Genomic DNA, 404 nt, shown 5'->3' with positions numbered 1-404 from the left:
GTCACCACCCAGCCCGACGTGACCCTCCACGAGCTGTACAAGTTCACGACCCTCGCCCTGAAGGGCAATCCGACGGTCGGGGAACTGCTGTGGCTGGACGACTACGTCGTGCAGACGGAGACCGGCCGGGCCCTCGTCGAGATACGCGACGCGTTCCTGTCCACCCGCGCCATCCGCCGCTCCTACACCGGCTACGCCATCCAGCAGGCGCACCGGCTCCGCACCCGGCACGACGAAGGCAAGGCCGGCTTCGCCGCCGACCTGACCCGCCGCACCGCCAAACACGGCCGCCACTGCCTGCGCCTGCTGCGCCAGGCCGGCGGCCTGCTGGCCACCGGGCGCCTGACCATCGACGTCTCCGACCAGCGCGACGAGCTTTTCGCCGCGGGCGAGTTGGCCGCCAC

General features: G+C 71.5%; 1 protein-coding gene. It reads left to right on the top strand.

The window, feature by feature from the left end; genetic code table 11:
- Positions 1-404, top strand: a 404-nt coding sequence (locus AC1DSF_RS31105) for a DNA polymerase beta superfamily protein (protein ID WP_478184163.1), incomplete at both ends; no start/stop codon positions are given.

The sequence above is a fragment of the Variovorax sp. 01N429 genome (genome assembly GCF_056399425.1).
This window is presented reverse-complemented; position numbering and strand designations above follow the sequence as displayed.